Annotated in this window: 1 protein-coding gene; it reads left to right on the forward strand. The window is 57.0% G+C overall.

Going from position 1 to position 1,324, the window contains the following annotated elements:
• Window positions 1–71: 71 nt before the first annotated feature.
• Window positions 72–1,175 (forward strand): IS5 family transposase, encoded by a 1,104-nt coding sequence (locus BM269_RS28925; protein WP_090446061.1) that lies wholly within the window; start codon window positions 72–74, stop codon window positions 1,173–1,175.
• Window positions 1,176–1,324 lie beyond the last annotated feature (149 nt).

The following is a 1,324-nucleotide window of genomic DNA, read 5'->3' on the forward strand; positions in this document are numbered from 1 at the left end:
CCCCGAAGCATCAACCGGGGCGGTCGGCCGAATGTTATCCTGACATCCCGTCATTTCCTACCTGAGAATCAATGCGCGGCGCCGACACGTTCACCGAAAGTCTGTTCACAATGCGCAAGCTGGAGGACTTCATTCCGGCAGGCCATCCGTTACGAGCAATCCGTATCATGGCCAACACGGCGCTGGAGAAGATGAATGGTTTGTTCTCCGAGATGTACGAAGCCGACATCAAAGGCGGTCGCCCCAGCATCGCTCCTGAGAAGCTGCTGCGCGCCATGCTGCTGCAAGTGCTGTACAGCGTTCGCTCGGAACGCCAGTTGATGGAGCAGGTCCAATACAACCTGCTGTATCGCTGGTTTGTCGGCCTGTCCATGGATGATGCAGTGTGGGTCCCGACCGTCTTCACCAAGAACCGGGAGCGCCTCATCAAACATGATGCGGTGATCGAATTTTTCAACGAAGTGCTGGCCATCGCGCAGAAGAATGAATGGCTCTCGGGGGAGCACTTCAGTGTAGATGGCACCTTGATCCAGGCTTGGGCTGGTCACAAAAGCTTCGTGCGCAAGGACGATGATCAGGGTACCGGCGACAGCGGTAACTTCAAGGGCGACAAGCGCAGCAACGACACCCATCAATCCAAGACTGATCCGGATTCTCGCTTATACCGCAAGGGCAACAACACCGGCAGTGAACTGCGTTACATCGGCCATACCCTGAGCGATAACCGTCACGGCTTGATTGCCAACGCGGCGGTGACCGTGGCCGACGGTTATGCGGAACGGGAAGCGGCCAAGGCCATGATCAGCGATGCGCGCCAGGCGCTGGACGATCCGCAGCGGGAGATCACGCTGGGTGCGGACAAAGGATATGATGCCGCCGAATTTGTGCAGGCTTGCTTGGCAATGAATGTAACGCCGCACGTAGCGCAGAACAAATCGGGACGCAGCTCGGCGGTGCCAGAGGCAATTGCACAGAGCACAGGCTATGCGATCTCGCAGCAGAAACGTAAGCTCATCGAACAGGGATTTGGTTGGGCCAAGACCGTGGGCGCAATCCGTCAAGTGATGGTGCGCGGCCTAAAGAAAGTTGACCAGATGTTTGTGCTCACCATGGCCGCCTACAATTTGGTGCGCATGCGCTCCCTGGGACAAGTCCGCCTACAAGGCGTGCAGTAAGGAGAAACGGCCAGGAAACCCAGCCAAAGACGCCATTTAACGCCGTTCTTTCCGCTCAAGAATCCCGTGATGTGGAAAGAAGGCGTCTGGCGGTAACGAACAGGCATTACCGGCCAGCACGAATCATGGGTATTTCAGCAGCCTGCTAG

The organism is Duganella sp. CF458 (assembly GCF_900113115.1).
In the GTDB taxonomy this organism is placed as follows: domain Bacteria; phylum Pseudomonadota; class Gammaproteobacteria; order Burkholderiales; family Burkholderiaceae_D; genus Rugamonas.

What these genes read in the sequence shown, in the direction of transcription:
- BM269_RS28925 (WP_090446061.1), top strand. Translation starts at nt 72, where the DNA reads ATGCGCGGCGCCGACACGTTCACCGAAAGTCTGTTCACAATGCGCAAG.